The 19,392-nt window shown below is 43.4% G+C and carries 17 protein-coding genes and 1 pseudogene; 16 read left to right on the forward strand and 2 right to left on the reverse strand.

What is annotated here, in order from left to right:
• Positions 1 to 54 precede the first annotated feature (54 nt).
• Together IX31_RS09730 and IX31_RS09735 are read left to right on the forward strand one after the other, a co-directional pair.
• Positions 55 to 2,226, forward strand: a complete 2,172-nt coding sequence (locus IX31_RS09730; protein ID WP_034459943.1) for a type I secretion system permease/ATPase — start codon at positions 55 to 57, stop codon at positions 2,224 to 2,226.
• Positions 2,213 to 3,586, forward strand: coding sequence for an HlyD family type I secretion periplasmic adaptor subunit (locus IX31_RS09735; protein ID WP_034457637.1), 1,374 nt, complete (start codon positions 2,213 to 2,215; stop codon positions 3,584 to 3,586). Before IX31_RS09730 ends, IX31_RS09735 begins: the two co-directional genes overlap by 14 nt.
• Before the next feature lie 100 nt (positions 3,587 to 3,686).
• Here the strand turns inward: IX31_RS09735 and IX31_RS09740 are convergent, their stop codons facing one another.
• Positions 3,687 to 4,289, reverse strand: a complete 603-nt coding sequence (locus IX31_RS09740) for a helix-turn-helix domain-containing protein (protein ID WP_034457639.1) — start codon at positions 4,287 to 4,289, stop codon at positions 3,687 to 3,689.
• Positions 4,290 to 5,267: 978 nt separating this feature from the next.
• On the opposite strand from IX31_RS09740, the gene IX31_RS09745 reads away from it, so the two are divergent.
• From IX31_RS09745 to IX31_RS09790, 10 genes are all read left to right on the forward strand, one after another.
• Positions 5,268 to 6,047, forward strand: a complete 780-nt coding sequence (locus IX31_RS09745) for a winged helix-turn-helix domain-containing protein (RefSeq protein WP_034457641.1) — start codon at positions 5,268 to 5,270, stop codon at positions 6,045 to 6,047.
• On the forward strand, positions 6,044 to 6,562 hold the full coding sequence (locus IX31_RS09750; RefSeq protein WP_034457643.1) for a hypothetical protein: 519 nt from the start codon (positions 6,044 to 6,046) through the stop codon (positions 6,560 to 6,562). The genes IX31_RS09745 and IX31_RS09750 overlap by 4 nt, the downstream gene beginning before the upstream one ends.
• Before the next feature lie 205 nt (positions 6,563 to 6,767).
• Entirely contained in the window at positions 6,768 to 8,084 is a 1,317-nt protein-coding gene (locus IX31_RS09755; protein WP_157837368.1) for a sensor domain-containing diguanylate cyclase, read from the forward strand.
• 113 nt (positions 8,085 to 8,197) lie between these two features.
• Positions 8,198 to 10,423 carry a sensor domain-containing phosphodiesterase gene (locus IX31_RS09760; RefSeq protein WP_198528564.1) on the forward strand — a complete coding sequence of 742 codons (2,226 nt, stop codon included), beginning with the start codon at positions 8,198 to 8,200 and terminating at the stop codon, positions 10,421 to 10,423.
• Positions 10,424 to 10,940: 517 nt separating this feature from the next.
• Positions 10,941 to 11,591 carry a YitT family protein gene (locus IX31_RS09765; protein WP_081908657.1) on the forward strand — a complete coding sequence of 217 codons (651 nt, stop codon included), beginning with the start codon at positions 10,941 to 10,943 and terminating at the stop codon, positions 11,589 to 11,591.
• Positions 11,592 to 11,733: 142 nt separating this feature from the next.
• Entirely contained in the window at positions 11,734 to 12,117 is a 384-nt protein-coding gene (locus tag IX31_RS09770) for a RidA family protein (RefSeq protein ID WP_034457646.1), read from the forward strand.
• Positions 12,110 to 12,769, forward strand: a complete 660-nt coding sequence (locus tag IX31_RS09775; RefSeq protein ID WP_034457648.1) for a helix-turn-helix transcriptional regulator — start codon at positions 12,110 to 12,112, stop codon at positions 12,767 to 12,769. Before IX31_RS09770 ends, IX31_RS09775 begins: the two co-directional genes overlap by 8 nt.
• The gene (locus IX31_RS09780; RefSeq protein WP_034457650.1) at positions 12,756 to 13,565 is read left to right on the forward strand and encodes a PhzF family phenazine biosynthesis protein; all 810 of its coding nucleotides are present in this window, start codon (positions 12,756 to 12,758) and stop codon (positions 13,563 to 13,565) included. Before IX31_RS09775 ends, IX31_RS09780 begins: the two co-directional genes overlap by 14 nt.
• Positions 13,566 to 13,815: 250 nt before the next feature.
• The gene (brnQ, locus tag IX31_RS09785) at positions 13,816 to 15,099 is read left to right on the forward strand and encodes a branched-chain amino acid transport system II carrier protein (RefSeq protein ID WP_034457652.1); all 1,284 of its coding nucleotides are present in this window, start codon (positions 13,816 to 13,818) and stop codon (positions 15,097 to 15,099) included.
• A gap of 14 nt (positions 15,100 to 15,113) precedes the next feature.
• Positions 15,114 to 15,530, forward strand: coding sequence for a DUF2000 domain-containing protein (locus IX31_RS09790; protein WP_034457654.1), 417 nt, complete (start codon positions 15,114 to 15,116; stop codon positions 15,528 to 15,530).
• A gap of 99 nt (positions 15,531 to 15,629) precedes the next feature.
• On the opposite strand, the gene rcnR is transcribed toward IX31_RS09790, so the two are convergent.
• Entirely contained in the window at positions 15,630 to 15,902 is a 273-nt protein-coding gene (gene rcnR / locus IX31_RS09795) for a Ni(II)/Co(II)-binding transcriptional repressor RcnR (RefSeq protein WP_034457656.1), read from the reverse strand.
• Positions 15,903 to 16,023: 121 nt separating this feature from the next.
• On the opposite strand from rcnR, the gene IX31_RS09800 reads away from it, so the two are divergent.
• The 4 genes and pseudogenes from IX31_RS09800 (at position 16,024) to IX31_RS09810 (ending at position 19,357) form a co-directional block, all read left to right on the forward strand.
• Positions 16,024 to 17,130: a nickel/cobalt efflux protein RcnA gene (locus tag IX31_RS09800; protein WP_034457658.1), complete on the forward strand. Its 1,107-nt coding sequence runs from the start codon at positions 16,024 to 16,026 to the stop codon at positions 17,128 to 17,130.
• Between the two features lie 371 nt (positions 17,131 to 17,501).
• Positions 17,502 to 17,591: pseudogene (locus IX31_RS23595) on the forward strand (carboxymuconolactone decarboxylase family protein); the annotation flags it as partial.
• Positions 17,592 to 17,600: 9 nt separating this feature from the next.
• Positions 17,601 to 18,185 carry a flavodoxin gene (locus tag IX31_RS09805; protein WP_034457660.1) on the forward strand — a complete coding sequence of 195 codons (585 nt, stop codon included), beginning with the start codon at positions 17,601 to 17,603 and terminating at the stop codon, positions 18,183 to 18,185.
• 107 nt (positions 18,186 to 18,292) lie between these two features.
• Entirely contained in the window at positions 18,293 to 19,357 is a 1,065-nt protein-coding gene (locus IX31_RS09810; RefSeq protein WP_034457662.1) for an alpha/beta hydrolase, read from the forward strand.
• Positions 19,358 to 19,392 lie beyond the last annotated feature (35 nt).

Raw genomic sequence — 19,392 nt, forward strand, 5'->3', positions numbered from 1 at the left:
TGCTGAATAATTGCGTCAGGAACTTTCTTATCAATGAATTCACAAGTTGAAAACATGAATACAATGTCAGAGGCTCCTCCTGTTGAGGAGTCGCATTATCATGACCCGCGCAGTCGCAATGACGATCCATTGCTCGATTGCCTGCTGGTTCTTTGTTCTGTGCATGGTAAATCAGCAAGCCGCTCAACATTAAGTAGTGGGCTGCCGCTGGAGAACGATCGCCTGACGCTGGCTATTTTGCCTCGTGCTGCCGCTCGTGCAGGATTAAAAGCACGTGTCATCAAACGTTCTCTCAATAAAATCGCCGCCATGTCTCTGCCTGCGATTCTTTTGCTGCACGATGGTGGTGCCGCCGTACTGCTGGGTTGGAACGCCGATGGTACTGCTCGCATTATGCCAAGCGAGAGCGAAGGCGGTGAAATCAATATTGATGCAGCAGAACTTGAGAAAAGCTACGCAGGCCAGGTGATTTTCGCACATCCTCGCCATGAGTTTGACTTACAGTCTGAATCTTTCCTGCCACGTACAAAATCCTGGTTCAAAGACACGCTGATGCTGTCTCGCTATCTGTACATGGATGCGATACTAGCAAGTTTGCTGATTAACCTGATTGCACTGGGAACACCGCTGTTCACCATGAACGTGTATGACAGGGTTGTACCCAATCATGCCACGGTGACTTTGTGGGTTTTGGCCGTCGGTATTTGCATGGCGTTTGTTTTCGACTTGATCTTAAAAATGCTACGCGGTGTCTGCCTCGATATTGCCGGTAAAAAAAGTGACCTGATTATCTCAGCCACACTCTTTGAGCGTATTACCGGCATGGAGATGAAAGCGCGCCCTGCTCGCGTGGGTAGCTTTGCACAAAACATTCATGAATTTCAGTCGCTGCGTGATTTCCTTTCTTCACTGACGTTGACCACGCTGATCGATTTGCCGTTTACGCTGGTGCTGTTGCTGGTAATTGGCATTATCGGCGGCACGTTGGCATGGATTCCGTTACTCACCTTCCCTATCGCGCTGGTGATTAGCTGGGCATTGCAGAAACCGGTAAATGCTGCCGTTGCCAAAACCATGAGTTTGGCAAGTGAGCGTCAGGCATTGCTGATTGAAACACTCAGTGGCCTGGACGCTATCAAAGTTAACAACGCACAAAGCGAACGCCAGTATCAATGGGAACAAACTCTGGGCAGTTTAAGCCGCCTGGAATTACGCGTTAAAACCTTATCCAGCTTCGCCAGCAACTTGACCGGATGGTTCCAGCAAATGTCTGGCGTCATCATGATTATCGTCGGCGTGTATATGATTATTGGCGGCAAACTGAGCATGGGGGGCCTGATCGCCTGCTACATGCTTAATGGCCGAGCACTAATGCCAATGGGTCAGCTGACCGGGTTGATAGCCCGTTATCACCAGGCGCGTCTGACCATCAAAAACACCGAGCAAATGATGTCGATGCCGCAGGAAAGACGCGAGCATGAGCATCCGCTGAAGCGTGAAACCTTCCGTGGCAGCATTGAATTCAAAGATGTTGACTTCAGTTATCCTGAGCAAAAAAACCCTTCACTGCAAAAGATTAACCTGACTATTAAGCCCGGCGAACGCGTGGGTATTATCGGGCGCAGTGGCTCGGGTAAGAGCTCGATCAGCAAGTTGATAATCAATCTTTACCAGCCAACCGGCGGTAATATTTTGATCGATGATGTAGATGCTCGTCAGTTGGACGTCAACGATTTGCGCCATAGCATTGGTTATGTTCCTCAGGATATTCAGCTATTTAATGGTTCACTGCGCGATAACCTGATTTGCGGTGCCCGTTATGTCGACGACGAAACGATGCTGCGCGCCGCAGAACTTGCTGGTGTTAATGAATTCGCTCGTGTTCACCCTGATGGTTACAACTTGCAAGTTGGTGAGCGTGGTATGCAACTGTCCGGTGGGCAACGCCAGGCTGTTGCGCTGGCTCGTGCACTCCTGCTGGAGCCACCAGTCCTGCTGCTTGATGAACCAACCAGTGCGATGGACAACACCAGTGAAGACAAGATTAAACAAGCACTGGTGCCATTTGTCGCGGATAAAACACTGTTGCTCGTGACGCACAAAGCGTCAATGCTGACACTGGTTGATCGACTGATTATTGTTGATAAAGGACGCATTATTGCTGATGGCCCGAAAGCCATTGTTATGGATGCGCTGAAGAAGGGTCAAATCAATGCGTCTCGCTGAGTTATTTGCACGTTTACGCCCGCAAATTCGCCACTACTTTAAAGGTCGTGATGAGAACCAGGCCGATAACATTAACGAGGTGAGTCATGCTCTGATTGATGACTCCCCGCGCGTTATTCGCCTGACTCTTTGGACTATCCTGGTGTTGGTCTTACTGGCGTTCGTTTGGGCTGGATTTGCCAAACTTGATGAAGTTACACGAGGCGAAGGCAAAGCCATCCCATCATCGCGCTTGCAAAAAATACAGAACCTGGAAGGCGGTATTGTCACCGAGCTGTATGTACATGAAGGGCAGATAGTTGAAGCTGGCGCACCATTGATTCATTTGGATGATACTCGCTTTGCATCGAATGTGGGTGAGACTGAAGCCGACAAACTCGGCTTGCAGGCTAAAATCGACCGTCTGACTGCGGAAGCTGAAGACAAAGATTTCGTTATTTCAGATGAGATTGCTCAGAAGGCTCCAGAAGTTGCACGCGGGGAGGTCGATTTATTTAATAGTCGCCGTCGCCAGTTCCAGAATGAAATTGAAGGTCTTCAGGAACAGTTAGTGCAGAAAAAACAGGAACTGCGTGACTTCCAGTCGAAACAGGAACAGTACAAACATAGCCTGGGTTTACTGCAACAAGAGATCAAAATGTCTGAGCCGCTGCTGGCATCAGGTGCAATTTCTAAAGTGGAAATTCTGCGTTTACGCCGCACTGAAGTGGAGACTAAAGGGCTGCTGGACTCCATCACTCTTTCTATTCCGAAATCCGCATCAGAAACGAAAGAGATTGAAAATAAGATTGGCGAAAGTCGTAACCGCTTCCAGAGCGACGCACTTTCACAGCTAAATGAAGCACGCACCAATCTGAGCAAAGCAGAAGCAACTGGCAAAGCACTGGAAGACCGCGTCAATCGAACCATGGTGGTTTCACCGGTTCGCGGTGTCGTCCAGCAAATTATGGTTAATACCATTGGTGGTGTTATTCAACCCGGTAGTGACTTGGTAGAAATCGTTCCCCTCGATGACTCACTGCTTATTGAAGTGAAGATTCAGCCGCGTGACATTGCCTTCCTGCATCCAGGGCAGCATGCCGTAGTGAAGTTTACCGCTTACGACTACACCACCTACGGTGGCCTGAATGGCGAGCTGGTACAGCTAAGCCCAGACACGATAACCGATAAAGAAGGCCACAGTTACTACATCGCTCGTCTGCGAACAGATAAGAACTACCTGGGAACAAAAGAGCATCCAATGGTCATCATTCCGGGTATGGTCGCATCAGTCGATATTATAACTGGTAAAAAATCCATTCTGAGTTATCTGCTAAAACCGATTATTCGCGCCAAAGCAGAAGCATTACGCGAAAGATAAAAACGATAAAAAAGCCGCAACAGATGATGTTGCGGCTTTTTTTATGGTGAGATGCAGTTAGCTCATTGGCGTTAAAAACATAACACCCAAATTTGTATTACTAACAGTTAAACGAAGACAACTTCCCACGGTTCAACGTCAATTTCCCCTCATTAACCAACTCCTGCAGCACTTTATGGATAGCGCTGCGTGAAATATGGTTCCTGCTGAGGATAAACGTATAAACTGATGTTTTATCACGAATTTCTGGATCAAGAGACCAGATATGCTTCACATGTTCCGTCACGATTTCGCGAATTGTTTTGTGTGAACGCAAATTTTCACGCTGGAAATAACGCTGCAGATGATTAGTCAGAATATCAAATGCATGTATCCATAGGTTTTTCTTGCTAAGCATCTCATTAGCATTAGCCGCATTCATCACCCACATCTCACAGTCTGTATCACAACGCAGGTAATGAGACATCACATCATTACGCATCTGTGCCAGGCCAAGGATAGCAGGTGCGGTAAAGCTCACCGTAACCAGGTCATTTTCAACCCGGTAAACAGAGACAGAACCTTTCTCAAGATAGAAAATACTTCCATCTCTTTTCATTTCAATGCGCTGACGTTTTTTTCTCAGAGAGAAATAGGCGTTTTCAGATTTTTTAATCTCGTCTCCAATGAGCATTACAGATTCATCAAAATTAAGAATGGACATCAGCTTCTCTTACTCTAGTTATGGGATTGAGATTATCTCCAGGCAAAAAGCCAGGGAGATCACCCTAATGTAAATTGATAACCCACTACCTGGAACGTATATCAATATAGAACATTATGGTAAACCTGCGATTGATAAATCAGATACTGAGGATTGTAGGATGGCGGTTTGAAAAAAATAGCCTTATAAATTTCCTGCCAAACAATATTCAACATTCATGAACAACCGCATACATCATTATTATTTCATTATCTACCAATGAAATAATCACTCAAAAAAACCACATCAGGGCACGTTATTTTTCAAACAATCACAATTTTCATTCCATAAACAGCAAGGATTAAAAATAACTTGAAAAATAATATATATTAAATACAATGGCCAAATAATTGACACTACAATTACTGTATCAATCTTATCTTTGAACCAAGAAAAATCATATTGCTTATACTTTATAACTTGCATCCAAAGCCATACAACTCTGAATAGCATAAACACTAAGGTTGAAACCCCATAAATACATACTATTAATTGAAATAGTTTATTCAATGGCCATAGCCCCATTGTTATGGTGAGACATCGTCAACGATGAGTAAAGGCGACTGAAATACTCAGATATTAAATTTCATTTTCAAATTTACATTATTGAGAATCTAAACCTGAGATACCACGCCTGCCCTCTCGTGCTGCTCTGTCTGTGAGTATATTTATCTAAAGCCAGAAACGTAATTTTTTTAATCTTTGCACTGTTAACTTTCTCTTTTCAGTTAAAAAAGAAACAACATACAACTATAACGAATTGATTTTAAATGACTTTTATTGTATAAAAATAGTTAACTACTTGTTGATCATACGTTTATTGATAAGACAGGAAGTACCTACAGGGTAAATTCGCTAAAAGGCAGGATTATTCCATGCCACATTGTGCTTATAATAGCAGGTGGAAAACCAGCCTGAGTCAACGAGAGTACTGGCAACATGTCCGAAGCAGATAATCCATGTTATCTCATTGAAAATAAAATATTATTTATACCAGAGAAACAGTGCCTGGTGCATACAGACAGCCATGAACAGATAAAGCTCAAGCCGACAGCCTCATCATGCCTGCTGTTGTTGCTCAGAAATCACACTGAAATTGTTACTCAGAACGAGTTGCTCGCTTTCGCATGGGGTGAAAGCCACAGGCAGGTTAGCTTTAACGCCTTTTATCAAAGTATTCTCTCTCTACGAAAGTCATTTTTACAAATGAATGTAGAGAAGCAAATAATCACTACGATCCCGCGCAAAGGGCTACTCATTCAACAAGAAATAACCATTGAAAAAAAATGGGATCATGTTGTACCTGAGGTTGAGATCGAACTTACAGATACTCCCTCGGTAACACCTAATAAAATAGAAAATAAAAAACTGCCGAAACTAAACCTGGCAGAAATGCTCATTATTATATTTACCGTACTAATAGTTGGCGCACTTCTCTATCCTAAGATATCCAGCGAGAATTATTTTTCGGGCTATGTTGCCTCAAAAAAATATGATGGCCAATGCCATTATTTTGTTAATGCTGATGCCAGCAACTATTCCCGTCATGAGGGCTTTATCAAGGAACATCCTGAGATGTGCAGTGATAATAAATTTCTCTATATTACAGCTTATCCTGAGACAAAAAATATCTCAGTCATACTTTGCACTGCCGGTATGGATTTATCACATGATAATTCCTGTCAGTCGGTCTATTACCCTCGGTACGATAGTAAATGAAGATATTCACCGCGATTGCCTCTCTTCGAACACAGACGCGCATCATTTTTTTAGTGTGTCTCGCGATACTTTCCGGTGTGGTGCTGTATCTTCATCACCCTTCTGACGAAAAACCGCATACTCTTGCCTGCAGGGCGACTTTGCAGATAGTCAGAGACAAAGCTTCATTTCGTGGAATTGTCGATTTCAAATCCGGGGATGGTAAAGGCATTGCACACATTAATGGCATCATCAACGTAACCCCACAAGAAGAGTACACCGTCCAGCGCACCGTGCTCTTTACCCTCGCAGACTATGGCCGCAGCCCGGTTTGGGTATCTCGTCAGATTATCATTTCAAACCGTGAAACAACCCCCGCAGGCATTGTTCAGCAATTTCTTCCTGACTTTTATTTGAAAAGCTCAGGAGTGACCGATATCGATATTTTTGCGTTGAACAAGGATGCTGATCTCATCACTCGTGAAGGTATACCTTACTTGTACTGCCAGAAGTACATGCTACCTGATGATGCATAACTTTCATCCGTAAACTCACCTCTATGCATGGATAGATTTGACAAGTTCTGAGCATAACCATAAAAATTTTAGTACTTAAAAAGAGAATCAACTCTTTGACTGTCTTTAATTTATGGAAAAGAATAAAAAAATCTTGAAGATAATAAACACATCGTTATTATCCCACTGCACATTAAGATTATAATAAACATGTACGCCTCTAAGAGTGAACTTTAAGTTAAATATGTTATTTAATTATGATATTTCATTAGTCCTACTCGCAATAATTATTGCTTGCCTGGCTTTTTATGTCTCTTTTTGGCTATGTAAGGCTGGCGCCCGTAAAAAACATAACTGCTGGCCTTTATTCAGCGGGCCAACGATGGGCTGTGGTATTTGGGTTTTACACTATATGGTGATGCAGGCACATCATCATAGTCACATCATAAATTATAACATTAAGATAACGCTGGCCTCCTTAATTGTTGCTATTATTGGTTGCTCGCTTGGTTTTGGTTGCTTTTTATTCAAAAGATTGCGCAAAAATCATTATCTCTTGCCTGCATTGATATTTTCAGCAACCGCAGCTTCCATGCACTATCTGGGAATGGCTGCAATCATCAATGCGGGTGATTGGTATGTTAGCAATGCTTATATCGCTCTTTCACTAATCGTTATTTTTATTACTTCATTAGGCATGTTGCGTTTAACTCATCTGATGTTGGTCATGACGAGTAAAAACGATATCTATGCCAACTTCTGCCGATTAGGTGCCACCGTGACTCTTTGTATCGGTGTAGCAATCATGCACTTTTTGGGTACAAGCAAAATGAATATGGCTCCAATGGGCTCATCCCCCCTTGCCATAAGTCATGATGATCACATCGAAAATACATTAGCTATGACGATGACAATACTCATCGCTCTGGTATTTATGTTGGCTATATTTATCTGGTTTATTAATTTCAAAGAACACTTGAGTAATGAGCTTCTAAAAAGAGAGTTAATCTCAAAAAACTTGCAGTTAAAACAAATGACTCAACATGATTCATTAACTCAATTACCTAACCGCCTTTATTTACAAAATCATTTAAACACTTTATTTGATAAACAGTTACAACCACTGTTTATTATGTTTATTGACCTTGATGGCTTTAAACGTGTGAACGATGTCTGGGGGCATGCCATTGGTGATGAACTGCTGGTAAAGATATCTAAAAAGCTAAGAAATGTTGTTGGTAACGGAGGGTTTGTTGCAAGAATTGGTGGTGATGAATTCATCATCGTCGTTTGTGAACAAACAAAAGAGGCCGCAATACAACTGGCAAACACATTGCTTTCAAGAATTTCAGATAGTTATGAACTTTCAGCAACAACGATTGATTTCTTATCTGCCAGTATAGGGATTTCAATTTACCCAGAGCATGGGCATGACGTTGCTACGCTATTGAAAAAAGCCGATGTGGCGATGTATTACATAAAAGACAAAGGGAAAAACAATGTTATTTTTTATGATGAGGTAACAATGGTATTACCTACTTGATGAGCGAGTGTATTAATAGAGCAAGATAGCCGAGTGCGAGTAACACTTATTTTTAAGCAATGGATGCTTGTAAATCATTCCGAACAGTGGAATTAGTAAAAAAGCAGACATTGATGATGAAATTTACTGCATTATATAATAAGTACAAAGACAAATGGTGGGCGTTACCACTTGTCCTCCCCTTCATTCTTTATCCTATAACTCAGTATATGAGTTCTTATGGGCAGATTGATGGTCACGAAATATCTTTCTATTACCTGAATATGGCTTTAACTACAGCCCTTACAATGATTTATGGCTTTAAATCTCTACCTGGAATTATTTTATGCCTGCTTTACCGGGTTTATCCAGAGCGAGGTTTAGAACCTGCATTAATGTCATTGATTCATTATTTTACTTCTGTAGCATTAAGCTGTGCAGGTTATTACTATTTTACTGGTAAGCGCGGGCTTGCTAGTTTTGGGTACCATCAGCTTGCCAAACCACGCATCTTTTGGCTTGTATTCATTAATGCAACATTATTCCTCCATTATTACCATGCAGAGCTCTACCTGGGACTTTTTGGAATAAATGGTGCACAAATGTATGTAAATCCATTCACAACACAAACATTAATTAGTTATCAGGGAATGCTAGTAGGAAACATGACGGGCTTACCAATGTGTTATTTGGTTATCCGTTCAATACGTAACCCTTTATATCTAATTAAATACTTCAAAAAAATCCGCAATCAGGTTGCAGAGGATTTGCGCGCACCGGAACTTATTTCTTTGTTTGGTGCAATTACCATACTCACTGTATTAATGGTTTCACCAAGACATCATACATTAACACTAATGAATTCCATTTATACTTTGACGTTATTGCTACCAATGATGATATGGGGAACCCTACGTTTGGGCCATGCCGCCATTTCTCTAATATGGTGGACTATATTAATTGTTCTTTGTAACTATTATCAAAGCTTCATACCACCAGGAGCTGATTTTAAATTACATCTTGCAGTAGCATCATCCTGCTTCGCAGCGTTTTCAATAACCATTATCCTTATGGCTATAAATATTTCACGGCAACGCGCCTTGAATATTAAGTCCAAACGATTAATGAGCATCGATCCAGTTTTACATCTACCAAATTTGCTGGCACTTGATGCAGATTTAAACAAACACACTGTATCTGTCTTATGCCAGTTATACGTTCCTGACCTCGAACTACTAGGCCGCCGCTATGGTCTGCTGATGCAAGTTCAATACAAACAACAGCTGGCTCAGTTTTTAAAGCCTGTGCTGGAAAGTGATGAGTTGATTTGTATAAGCTCTGGTCACGATTTAATCGTACGTATGTCCCCTTTAAATGCTGAAAAAAGAATCTCTGAGTTACATAACAAAGCCAAAAATTTCCGTTATACCCGAGATGGCGTAAAGCTTTATCCACAAATTGGTTGTAGCTACTGCATCATTAATTATCCAGTGGGTCATCTATATTTATTAATTGGTGAACTACGCGCGCTGGCAGAGATCTCCCTGACGACAAACTTGCCCGTGGATATGAGAAAGCAAAGCAGCCGCCAGGTACAAAATCAGGTTAAAACTAAAGTCGACATGATGAATCAGCTTCAACGTGCACTTGAGTTAGATCGGTTTGTGTTGATGGTTCAGCCAATTGAAAATAAAAATGGTCATCGCTACCACGAAGTCCTGCTGAGGATGCTTGGTAGCAACGATGAACTTATTTTCCCAGATACCTTTTTACCATTAGCAAATGAATTTGGCATGTCATCCAGCATTGATCTGTGGGTGCTAAACAACACTATGAAGTTTATGGATGAAACCCGTCATTCACGGCCAGACCAGTGCTTCGCTATTAATTTGACTCCAGCATCGATCTGCCGAACCGATATGGCACATCTCATTGAAAATATGCTAATTAAGCACGGTATTGCACCTGAGCAGATTGTTCTGGAAGTGACAGAAACCGATGAGCTTACTAATAACTTACAAGCAGATAAGACATTGGATGCGCTACAACGTTTGGGCTGTAAAATTGCTATCGATGATTTTGGAACAGGTTATGCAAGCTATGCACGACTGAAAAATATGCAGGCGAACATACTCAAAATCGATGGTAGTTTTATCCACAATATTATTTCCAGCGAAATGGACTACAAAATCGTGGAATCTATTTGTGAGTTAGCAAGAATGAAAAATATGACTTTAGTGGCTGAGTTTGTCGAAACAGAAGCTATTCAGAATGCTCTATTCCGAATGGGAATTGACTATGTTCAGGGCTACTTCATTGGTAAACCTGCGCCTATCGAAACCTTACAAACAACGACTTAAGCCTTAAATCAGGCAGCAGAAAGCACATTTCAAAGGGTTTCTTGTAAGCAGTTTTTCTGGCCTACTGAAACCCTTGCGATCTGCACCCATTCGCACTTTTCCGCCAGGAAATCGCATCAGTACGTGTCATTGAATATTAAACCGTAATGGTGTTCTAACTGAAGCGTTACGACTGCTACCAGTACGACGTGTGACCTCGACCACCACAGCAATAAAATTTTTTCAAAACAATAAGATATGCAAATTATCAAATAAAATATCAACACAAGTTGAAATTTCAACTTTATGTTGATATTTTATTTTCACGGTGATGATAATGAACTGACATCTTTTCGGCATACGTGCTGAGAAAAGAACTGTGAACGACAAATTGAGAGAATGCCAATGTCCGATTGCAAGATTAAAGAACAACGCGTCGTTATTTATACCATTATAGTGACACTGGCAGCATATCTTCTGATAACGCTAAGTAGCATATATCTATAATTGAGATACTTTATCTGGTTTGGATATTAAAATGAAGAAAACAAAAAAAATTAATAAACCACAAAACATCCATGGAGATAGACCATTATCGGTCAGGCATAACCTTATTGATAACATTCAGGGGCAGATCTTTGGAATTATTATTATTTCTTTTGGCATGTCCATTTTGCACAGCCTCGGACTCATCACCGGCCAGACCGCAGGACTCGCATTTCTCATTACCTATGCGACAGGAACAAGCTTCGGAATTGTTTTCTTTCTGATCAATATCCCTTTTTATCTTCTGGCAGCCATGAGATTAGGCTTTGCATTCACGATAAATACATTGATGGCCGTGACGTTAATATCTATTTTTACGGGATTATTACCTTCTTTTATATCCTACAACTACTTTAATCCCCTCGTTGGTTCTGTTTTGGCTGGTCTATGTATTGGTATTGGTTTATTAGGGCTATTCAGGCACAAATCCAGTTGTGGGGGTATTGGAATATTAGCTATCTACATTCAGGAAAAGACAGGGCTCAAAGCTGGCTGGTTCCAGCTGGCCTTTGATCTGGTTCTGTTCTCATCCTCACTTTTCTTTTTAAAACCCCAATTAGTTTTATATTCACTTATCGGCGCTGCAGTACTTAATTTTTTGGTCGCATGGAATCACCGAAAAGAATGGTATGTAGCAAAATAAACAGATTGATGGATTGGAACAGCATCCAATTCTCAACAAAAAATCAACACTTGTTGATAAGTTGAATTTTGTTGAACTACCTTTGAGGCAATGCTACCGTGAATGCCTCATTTTGCATCAACGGCAACCAAGAGACTCCGCTATGACACTCACTCGTTACCCGACTACAAAGCCCTTCCCTTTCTCCGACGTGGTCGAAGCCAATGGCTTTCTTTTTCTGTCAGGGCAGGTATCCATGAGCGCGGATGGGCAGCCAATCTATGGAACGGTAACCGAGCAAACTAATCGCATCATGCAGGCAATTCGCGATGTTTTACAACGTGCGGGTTCAACGATGGAAGATGTGGTCCGCGTGCAGGTTTGGCTGAGCAGTATGGAAAATTTTGCCGAGTTCAATGCCGCTTACCGCGATGAATTCCCGCAGGGATTTCCGGCGCGTTCGGTAACCACAAGCCAACTGGCATTTGGCCTGGATGTTGAAATTGAAGTTCAGGCTGTATGCCGTACAGGAACGCCCCATGAATAATGAACGTGAACAACTGATTTCGGTTCTGTCAGGGTCAATTGAGGCGCTTGCAGCAACGCTACCCGCCAACACCGAAGCTGTATTACACGATCTGACTCGGCCAGAAGCCTCGGTTATCAGCATCGTTAATGGCCATGTGAGCGGGCGAAAAAAAGGTGACGCGCTATTGGCAGGCCCTGAAGAAGATGATGGCTTTTTAGGTTTGCTTGACGAGCCAAAAGAGGGTTTATCTTACCAGGTGTTCAGCGGTTATTTTTCGACCACGGCTGCTGGTAAAAAGCTGAGCAGTTCATCGACCATTTACTACGATGTAAATGGCAGTCCTGTTGTTGCCTTCTGCGTGAATGTTGACACTGAAGTTGCGATGCGGCTCAAACGAGATTTGGACTATCTAATGTCTATTCCGGGAATGACTGAGACCCCGGAAACGAGCTCGTCCGCATTAACGGAAGCATCCGTTGAAGAATTGCTTTCCAGCCTTCGACCAACAGGTTCAGAGAGCACCAAAGAATTCAGGCTGCGCGCCGTCAAAGAAGCACACGCCATGGGAATGTTTAAGATTAAGGGTAGTGTTAATCAAATGGCTAAAGTCCTCGGCGTGACGCGATACACCATCTACAACTATCTGGAGAAAATCAGTGAAAAAGAGTGATCTCACCAAGTTGCCTTTCTATCAGGTAGATGCTTTCGCGTCGCAGCCTTTTGCGGGGAATCCTGCAGGCGTATGCCCATTGACACACTGGCTTGATGATTCTGTTTTGCAGTCTATTGCCAGCGAAAACAACCTTTCTGAAACTGCCTTTTTTGTATCTACAACAGAGGGTTATCATCTGCGTTGGTTCACTCCTGCCGTGGAAGTCGACTTATGTGGACATGCCACTCTCGCCGCTGCATGGGTGCTTTTTAATAAGCTGAATTATTCAGAAAATGTTATTCACTTCTCCACCCGTAGCGGGATTCTGTCTGTGAGTAAAGAAGCGGATGAATACTGCATGGATTTCCCGGCGAAGAAAGCATTGCCAATTGATGAACCAGAAGGATTGCTTGCGGCGTTAGGGCTGGCTGGTAACGTAGAAGGGTTCTGGCTGTCCGACGATATAATTGTGCTGGTGAAAGACAAATCATGTCTGGAGAACCTCAATCCCGATTTTAATAAACTGGCCGTATTCAAAACCCGTGGCGTCATTGTTACAGCGCCAGGCGGCGGCGAGTTTGATTTTGTATCCCGCTGGTTTGGCCCACAGGTCGGTGTGAATGAAGATCCGGTAACAGGTTCTGCACATACCTTCCTCGCACCTTTTTGGGCAGAACGTTCAGGTAAAAACGAACTGTTGGCTCAACAGGGGGGCAGCCGTAAAGGCACTCTGCGTTGTTGTGTTCGCAATGATGGGCGCGTAGCTCTTTACGGTTCAGCACGATTAATGATTGAAGGCACTTTCATTTTATAAACAATGGCAAAATATAAAAATATATACACCAATATCGTATTACTGACCATTTTTATGGTTCTGATAGTTTACGGAATAGGCCTATGGCTAATGGTACAGATATGATAATTTTGTTTTACACAAAAATTCATTATTAGATTAACTTTAGAAACCATCAGTATCGTGTGAGTAATAGCTATACGCTCAGCCATTATGCACAATAAAAACTATAATTTTTCTCACAACACAACATCAGCACTACGGATATTAAATGAAGCTAAAAAAAAGTGAAGTTATTACATTAGGGTTAATGACTTTTGCTTTATTTGTCGGCGCCGGAAATATTATCTTCCCACCCTTCATTGGGATGCAGGCTGGCAATAACCTATGGTTTGCAGTCAGTGGTTTTCTAATTACCGGTGTAGGGTTGCCGGTTCTGGCCATCATTGCTATGGCAAATAAAAATGGTTCACTGGAAGCACTAACGGCACCGGCCGGTAAGATATTTGGACTGATTCTGACATTAATCTGTTATCTGGCATTGGGACCATTGTTTGGAAGCCCACGCACAGCAACTGTGTCCTATGAAATAGGAGTAGCTCCGGCAACGCACGGGGCATTATCCTTGCATTTATTCAGCGTGCTATTTTTTATTGCTGTGGTGCTTTGTTCATTAAATCCTTCTAAGCTTGTGACCATAGTCGGTAAATATCTTTCACCGATAAAAGTGGTGTTATTAATAATTCTGGGTATTTATGCTTTCTGGAATCCTGCCAGTAACGAACTCACCACCACGCCAGAGTATGTAGCGATGCCCTTTTCCAGGGGAATGATCAATGGTTATCTCACAATGGATACCCTCGCGGCATTGGTGTTTGCAGTTATTATCATAACGGCTATTCGTCAGCGTGGAGTCAGTCGGTCAAGCTTAATCACGCGGTATTCAGTGATAACCAGCCTGATTGCCGGGCTTGGGCTTGTTTACGTGTACATCAGTCTTTTCTATCTGGGCGCGCATAGCCACTTCCTGGCACCCAACGCAACAAATGGTGCCGTTGTGCTTCAATCTTTTATCGCATATTCCTTTGGGTATAAAGGCACCGTCTTTTTAGCTGTGATCATCACGCTCGCCTGTCTGGTGACAGGAATTGGGCTTACCAGCGCCTGCGCTGGTTATTTGCATCAAATCTTACGCCTGAACTATAAATTGTTAGTCATAATTCTGGCGGGGATATCGTGCGCCATTTCCAACATCGGACTTACTGAAGTTATCAAGTTTTCAGTACCAGCCTTAACTGCTATTTATCCACCCTTTATCGTACTGGTGCTAATTGGGCTGACAAAACATGCTCCCAAAAACATCTGCTTCCCACCTTTGTTGGTTTCATTTGTTTTAGGCATTATACAGAGCATCGTTCCTGATGAATTGACACCTGATTTTATTAAATGCCTGCCATTTTATAATGAAAGCATGGGGTGGATTATACCGACTATCTCAATGTTTATTGTTACCTTGGCTATTACAAAAATCCGCACTAAAAATGCGTCAAGATAAAGTGGAATAAATCAATGTTTGAAGATAATGATTATAAACTTTACGTCATTGTAAATAAAAATGTGGATGTTGCGATCCAAATGAATGCAACAGGCCATCTATGCTCAGGTATCATGCTAAAAGCAAGCGATCCCTGCTTTCACACATATACCAACAGTGACAGTGAGCTAACAGCTTATTTAAACAACTATCCCGTTATTATTTTACAGGCAAAGAACAGCAACCAACTTTCGGTAGCAGCACAACATTGCCAGAAAGAAAATATTCTTTATAATTTTTTCACCACGACGATGCTGGCGCATTCATCTGAGCAACAAATCCAGGATACGCATGCTACAGCACTAGAAGATTTGGAATTTATCGCCATTGCTATATATGGTGAAACGTCAAAGATAAAACAAATCACCAAAAAATTCTCAGTATTAAAATAGAGGACTTTAAGTCGCATTGGTATCCCGGCTATGGCCAGCAGGCCATAGCTGTTTCGAATAAGAGATCAGAGAATAGAACCTTCGAGGCGAATAAATCCATTATTTGATATATGAATCCAGCACTTTTAACACGACTTCAAGATCTTCCTCTCGTCGAACTTCATCACCTTCATGAACAATGTGCTCAGTAAGGTGACCTTTAATCACTTCCCGCATTAATCCGTTTACAGCACCACGTATAGCTGCAATCTGTTGCAACACAGCGGCGCATTCGTGCGGCTCATCGAGCATTTTTTTCAGTGCAACTACCTGGCCCTGAATCTTATTTGTACGTGCTTTAAGTTTTTGTTTATCCCTGATGGTGTGCGACATACAGCAGCCTCAATGAGTGAAGATTCGGTAAATTGTACCATCGGCATTCTACTGGGGGGTAGTATTAGGTACTGGGGGGGAGTAGAATCTCATCGCTCATCAATTCCTAAGAAGCATTCTCATGAACGATTTTGCAACACTCATTCAGCAGGGTAACGCCTGGTTTTTCATTCCCAGCGCTATTTTATTAGGCGCTTTGCATGGCCTTGAACCTGGCCATTCAAAAACAATGATGGCGGCTTTTATCATTGCCATTAAAGGCAGCATTAAACAGGCTGTGATGCTGGGTGTAGCAGCGACAATTTCACACACAGCTATCGTTTGGCTAATTGCTTTTGGCGGTATGTATCTCAGCAAACAGTTTACTGCTGAATCTGTCGAGCCATGGCTACAGCTTATCTCTGCGTTTATTATCCTGGGCACCTCAATCTGGATGTTCTGGCGCACGTGGAAAGGCGAACAACTCTGGAAGCTGGAACAAGAGATAGAACACCCTTCGCATGATGAAACCAGAGTCATCAGTACTGGCCATGGCAGCATTGAACTCTCTATTTTTGAGGATAACCAACCTTCACACTGGCGATTACGTACTCTGTCCGGTAACAGATGGAAAGCGAATGAAGTCTCACTGGTTACAAATCGCGGTACAGGAACATTCTCACAGGTATTTAATTTCACGGATAAAGGTGATTACTTAGAATCAGTATTACCCATTCCTGAGCCTCACAACTTCAATGCGCGGCTTACATTAGGTCATCGCGGTCATGTACATGATTATGATATTGAGTTTCACGATCACCACCATGAGCACTCGGTGCTTGAAGGTATGGATATAAACTCAAAAGAATATCAGGACGCGCACGAACTGGCCCACGCTAACGATATCAAACGCCGTTTCACTGGTCAGGAAGTGACAAACTGGCAGATCCTGCTTTTCGGACTCACTGGTGGTTTGATTCCCTGCCCGGCAGCTATCACCGTGCTGTTGATTTGTATCCAGTTAAAAGCATTTACATTGGGTGCAGCAATGGTGGTGTGTTTCAGTATTGGTCTTGCATTAACGCTGGTGACTGTCGGTGTTGCGGCTGCGGTGAGTGTTCAGCAAGCAACAAAGCGCTGGAGTGGTTTTAGTACCATAGCAAGAAGAGCACCTTATTTTTCAAGTGTATTAATTGCGCTGGTCGGGCTGTATATGGGTATACATGGTTATATCGGGATCACAAATTGAGCAGGTTCGAAAGTGTTTATGCACCAGATAGCTGTTCTTTGATTATTTTTGGGATTGAGAAAGATAGGCACTTGAAGTGTAGCGATCAACAACAAGTTGGGCTGATTCGCGTTTAAACTCTGCTTTAAAATTTCTTTTCTTCATTGAGGCACCTGTAATGTTCTGAGGTGAGCATATCACTTCTGTTCAGATGGCCAAATTCAGTGTGCCACGACACATCAGGCTCATCAATTTCATTCCCAGCTCCAGATTAGGTCTATGAATTCCATTCATAGCGCCTATTTAAGCAGCGTAATTATCTTTAACCGCAACTTCGTTAATCTGTGTATATCGCGTGAAAACGCAATGTAAAGTGCAGCGGCAACTGTCTACAGCTGGCACAGGTTCTGCGTGAACATGGCGAAAATGATGCAGCAACGCGAGCTGAAAAGGCGCTGCAACAGGCGCTCGCAAACAATTAGGAGCTGGTTATGGAGCATGATCCCAACCGCAGAATATTAATCACCGCACTTGCCGGGCTGACGCTGGCGAACGTCCCGCTTGCGACAGCTAACACCGGAACCGCAAACGTGCAGGGTAAAAGCCGTGTTCTGGTGGCGTACTTTTCCCGCAGCGGAAATACACGGGTCATTGCAGGCGTCATTCACCGCAGCCTGAACACCGATCAGTTTGAAATCGAACCGGCAATGCCTTATCCGGAAGACTATTTCCAGACCGTTGAGCAGGCGAAAAATGAGCGTGAACGAGGAGTAAAACCCGCATTAAAAAATCGCGTTGTAGATATCTCACGCTATGAGACCGTGTATTTAGGCTTCCCCATCTGGGGGACCAGCGTACCACCTGTAGTGCAAACATTTCTCAGCAGCCACAACCTTGCGGGCAAATTACTCATCCCCTTTATTACTCACGGCGGCTACGGTAAAGGAGACAGTGACGACATCCTTGCCAGTCTCGCGCCAGCTGCCCGCAGGGAAAAACCGCTGGTCATTGAATGCGACCAGGAGCGAAGAACCACAGAAACGGTCACCCGTTGGTTAGAGACGATACGCGGTTAACCATCCGCATTCATGAGCCTGCCAAATAAGGGCTATCAGGGGTACTAAATAATTAACGCTGACAACTCAGATATGATTGCACGGCAAACATAACAGAGGATGTAATCTTGAAGACAATCTTAAAAACACTGGTCATCTGCGTGATGGCGGGTGGTCTGGTGGCTCAGTCGGTATATGCCGAGCCACTGGTCATTCAGGAACAGGGAAGCTTTTCTGCTGGTGGCACTATCATCACCGCACCAGGAACATTTGACGCGAAAAAGCCGCTGGATTCTGCTGGCCAAACCTGGCATGGCGATCATGCATCTGTGTTCTACCAAATCCCGGAGAATCCGCACAAATACCCCATCGTCATGCTACACGGCGCGGGTCAGTTCTCCCGTACCTGGGAAAGCACGCCGGATGGTCGTGAAGGGTTCCAGAACATATTCCTGCGTCGCGGGTTCTCAACCTATCTGGTCGATCAGCCACGACGGGGCAGCGCAGGGCGCACGACTGTAGAAGGGACTGTTACGCCAAAACCTGATGAGCAGATGTGGTTTAATCAGTTCCGCGTTGGCGTCTGGCCAGCGTATTTTGAAGGTGTGCAGTTCTCTCACGATAAAGAAGCCTTAAATCAGTATTTCCGTCAGATGACCCCAAATACCGGGCCATTTGATGTCAATGTTATCTCTGACGCCATGTCCGCCGTCGTGGATAAATCCGGCCCGGCTATCCTCTTCACCCACTCTCAGGGCGGTGGACCAGGCTGGTACACGGCGATGAAAAATGACAAGGTCAAAGCCATTGTCGCCTTCGAGCCTGGGAGCGGGTTTGTGTTTCCCGAGAAAGAATTGCCCTCCCCTATGCCAAGCGCGTTCGATACGCTGAAGGGTGAGCCTGTGCCAATGGAACAGTTTTTAGCGCTTACCAAAATCCCGATTCTGATTATTTACGGCGATAACATACCGGATAAACCTGTCGCCATGCCCGCGCAGGACAGCTGGCGCGTACGTCTGGCGATGGCCCGCGAGTGGCGCGACGTGGTAAACAAGCATGGCGGGGATGTGACTGTGACGCATCTGCCTGAAGTGGGAATCAAAGGTAATACCCACTTCCCGTTCTCTGATTTAAACAATGTGCAGATTGCTGATTTGGTGAGTCAGTTCCTGAAAGAGAAAAATCTGCAGTAGGACGAAATAGTATTGAGCTTTCATTATTGAGGGCT

Origin of the sequence: Buttiauxella noackiae, assembly GCF_000737905.1 — a bacterium.
In the GTDB taxonomy this organism is placed as follows: domain Bacteria; phylum Pseudomonadota; class Gammaproteobacteria; order Enterobacterales; family Enterobacteriaceae; genus Buttiauxella; species Buttiauxella noackiae.